This window comes from Microbacterium sp. Bi128, assembly GCF_918698205.1.
Genome location: NZ_CAKKMM010000440.1, coordinates 1 through 3648 on the forward strand (window position 1 = coordinate 1; position 3648 = coordinate 3648).

Consider the following 3648-nt stretch of genomic DNA (forward strand, 5'->3'; position numbering starts at 1 on the left):
GGCCAGGGAGCAGGGTGCTCGAAAACTGTGCCAGCAAAACACGGTGCCTGGGAAATGGCTGGATTCCAAGTGGTGCGGGCGCCCGCGGGTGAGAAAACTCACCCCTGCAATGGCGCACTCAGCGGAAGGCGTTTACCTGCATCGCTACGGAGTCCCTCGGCGTCCCTGACAAGGACGGGACGGGACCCGTGCCGGCTACTTGGAGATCAAGATCATGTTTTGTAGCGTAGCAGACGCTGGCGCTCCCACCCGGTTTCCCATACGGGCTGGCCGCGAACTAATCTGGCCCATTATGGAGTCTGCACACTATTTCAGCGCCCAGCCGGCCGGGCCCTTTACCCGTAAGCCGCTCACTGTGGATCTTGCCGGTGAGACGCGCCGGCTGCAGACGTCCTCGGGGATCTTCAGCCCGGACGGGATCGACAAGGGAACGGCCGTGCTGCTGGCCGACGTCCCGGCGCCGTCGCCGCAGGGCAACCTGCTGGATATCGGCTGCGGCTGGGGACCGATCGCCCTGACCATGGCCCTGCGGGCACCGCACGCCCAGGTCTACGCGGTGGACGTGAACGAACGCTGCGTGACCCTGACCAATGAAAACGCCGGGCTGTTGGGGCTGCACAACGTATCCGCCAGCACGCCGGACGCCGTGGACCCCGACCTGCGCTTTGACACCATCTGGTCCAACCCGCCGATCAGGATCGGCAAGGATGAGCTTCATGCCCTCCTGCGCCTGTGGATTCCCAGGCTGGCGCCGGGCGGATCGGCCTGGCTCGTGGTCCAGAAGAACCTCGGCTCGGACTCGCTGCAGCGCTGGCTCTCGGCGGAGCTCGACGCCAGCTTCAGCGTGACCCGGGAGAGCACGTCGAAGTCGTTCCGGATCCTTCGAATCAGGAAAGCGTCCCGCTAGCGACGATCACGGCCGGGCCGCTGAGTTCGACGTGTTCGTGCCCCTCCGGGCCCAGGAAGAATTTCACGCCGACGACGCCGCCGGGGACGTGGACGTTCCACGCGTCCGGTGCGCCCTGGCCGGCCCAGTGGCGAATCGCGACGGCGGCGGCGCAGGCGCCCGTGCCGCATGACTGGGTCTCCCCCACTCCGCGCTCGTGGACCCGCATGGTGATGGTGCCGGTGCCGTCGTGGACCAGTGGTTCGGAGGGCACAACGAATTCGACGTTGGTGCCGTGCGGCGGCGTCGGGTCCACCCGGGGGGCCGTGAACAGCTGCGTGGCCTCCAGTTCGGCTGTTTCGGCCAGGGCCACGACAGTGTGCGGGTTGCCCATGCTGACGGAGAGGGCGGGCCGTGCGACTTCGAGCCCGTCGGCGCTGACCAGCGAGTCCATGGCCCGCGCGGTCGCCTCGCCCGGGAAAATGAATTCCCAGGGGCCCATGTCCACGGCGTAGCCCGCAGCCGTCCGGACGATCGTCTTGGCACCGCCCCGGGTTCCAATGACGAGCGATTCGCCGGCCGGCAGGTCCACGAGGCCTTCGGCGATGAGGAAGTGCACAAAGACGCGGACTCCGTTTCCGCACATCTCAGAGAGCGAGCCGTCGCCGTTGCGGTAGTCCATGAACCACTCGGCATCGGGGTGCGCGGTCAGCAATTGCTGCCCCTCGGGCAGGAGCCGGGAAGGCACGGCCCGGATCAGGCCGTCGCCGCCGATGCCACGGTGCCGGTCACAGAGCGCCGCGACGTGCTCCGGGCTCAACTCGAGCGCGCCGTTGGGGTCTGCGATCAGGACAAAGTCGTTGCCCGTTCCGTGGGCTTTGGAAAACTTCAGGCCGCTCAGCGGGGCGGTATCGCCGGCAGTACGGTCAGCGTCTACGGCTTGGGATTCGTCCATGCTCCAAGGTTACCGTTCCGCCCCGACCGCTCCGGCACCGTGACCCAAGCGCTACGCCGGAGGCAGAACCGGCGTCGCCCGGCAGAGGCCGGCGGCCTCGGCCACGAGGTCAGGATCGTGCCAGCCCAGCCAGGTGACCCGGGGATCCGCACGGAACCAGGTCAGCTGGCGGCGCGCGAACTGCCGGGTGGCGATGATGGTTTCGTCCGCGGCCTGCTCCACGCTGGAGGCACCGTCGAGCACCCGGAGGAACTGCGCGTAGCCGAGGGCCCGCGGCGCGGTCCGGCCGCCGCGGAGCCCGGCTGCGTCCAGCCGGCGGACTTCGTCCAGGAGCCCCCGGTCCACCATCGCGTGGACCCGGTCGGCCAGGCGCTGCCGGAGCAGTTCCCGGTCCACCTCGAGTCCGATCTGGATGGCAGGCTGGAAGTATTGGCGGGCCGGCATGAAGGAGCTGAATGGCCGCCCGGTGAGCTCGAAGACTTCCAGGGCGCGGATGATCCTGCGCTCATCGCCGAGCCTGCCCGCGGAGACGGGGTCCACTGCCTCGAGCCGTCGCCGCAGGGGCGCGGGGCCCGCGGTAGCCAGTTCCGCCTCGAGCCGGCCGCGGATCTCCGGATCCGTGCCGGGGAATTCCAGGACGTCGAGGGCGGCGCGGACGTAGAGTCCGGAGCCGCCGGCCAGGATGGCGCGCTTACCCCGGCCGTGGATGTCGGCGATCAACGCCCGGGCCTGCTGCTGGAAGTCCGAGACGCTCGCTTCCTCGGTCACGTCCAGAATGTCCAGCAGGTGATGCGGCACACCGCGGCGCTCCGCCTCGGTGATCTTGGCGGTGCCGATATCCATGCCGCGGTAGAACTGCATCGAGTCGGCGTTGATGACTTCACCGTCGAGCTCAAGGGCGAGGGAGACTGCCAGGTCTGATTTGCCGGATCCCGTCGGCCCGACGACGGCGATCACCGGCGGCGCGGCCGGCCGTGCCCCCTGCGCCGCCGCATTTTGGGCAGCGTCCTTCTGGGCAGTGCCCTCGGCCGCCAAGGCCTGGGCTGTGTCCTCGACCGCCGTGGCGCGGGCTGCTGGGTTCTGGACTGCTTCGTTCCGGGGAGCGCCCTGCGGGCCGGGCACGGCGCTAACGGCCGCGGACCGGGAGGCTGGGCATGCCCAGCGACACGCCGGAGGTGCCCGACGCGCTGGTCTTGCCCGCCGGGCTGGCCGGGGCGCCGCAGGAATCTGCCTGCGACCGGTCCCAGGCATCGCCGGCACGGGACCGGCGCAGGCTGTAGTCCTCGGCCGAGGCGGGGTCGGAGACGAGGTGGAACGCCGCCGCCTCTGTGATGGTGACAGTCACCAGATCGCCGGGCCGGGGCACTTCGGCTCCGGCGGGCACGGAGAAGTGCACCAGCCGCTGGTCCTGGGACCGGCCGGAGAGGCGGTGGGTTTCCCCAGCCTTACGGCCCGACTGGGCCGTCACCATGACCTCGACGCGGCGGCCAAGCTGCCGGGCGTTTTCCTCGGCGGCAATCCGGTCCTGCAGGGCCGTGAGGCGTTCGAAGCGTTCCTGGACCACGGCCTTGGGCAGCTGGTCCGGCAGGTCCGCGGCGGGCGTGCCCGGCCGCTTGGAGTACTGGAAGGTGAAGGCGGTGGCGAACCGGGACTTCGCCACGACGTCGAGGGTGGCCTGGAAGTCCTCCTCGGTCTCGCCGGGGAACCCGACGATGATGTCGGTGGAGATGGCGGCGTGCGGGATCTTCGCGCGGACCTTGCCCAGGACGCCGGGGAACCTGGTCGAGCGGTAGGACCGCTTCATGGC

Annotated in this window: 3 protein-coding genes and 1 pseudogene; 1 reads left to right on the plus strand and 3 read right to left on the minus strand. The window is 69.7% G+C overall.

The window, feature by feature from the left end:
• Nucleotides 1–292: 292 nt before the first annotated feature.
• A complete protein-coding gene (locus tag LQV45_RS20595; RefSeq protein WP_230008613.1) occupies nt 293–907 on the plus strand; it encodes a class I SAM-dependent methyltransferase in 615 nt (204 codons plus the stop codon).
• Here LQV45_RS20595 and dapF read toward each other — a convergent pair.
• From dapF to LQV45_RS20610, 3 genes and pseudogenes are all read right to left on the minus strand, one after another.
• On the minus strand, nt 888–1841 hold the full coding sequence (gene dapF, locus LQV45_RS20600; RefSeq protein WP_230008614.1) for a diaminopimelate epimerase: 954 nt from the start codon (nt 1839–1841) through the stop codon (nt 888–890). The genes LQV45_RS20595 and dapF overlap by 20 nt on opposite strands.
• 51 nt (nt 1842–1892) lie before the next feature.
• Nucleotides 1893–2798, minus strand: coding sequence for a tRNA (adenosine(37)-N6)-dimethylallyltransferase MiaA (gene miaA, locus LQV45_RS20605; RefSeq protein WP_230008615.1), 906 nt, complete (start codon nt 2796–2798; stop codon nt 1893–1895).
• A 169-nt stretch (nt 2799–2967) separates the two neighbouring features.
• A pseudogene (locus tag LQV45_RS20610) lies at nt 2968–3648 on the minus strand (tRNA (N6-isopentenyl adenosine(37)-C2)-methylthiotransferase MiaB); the annotation flags it as partial.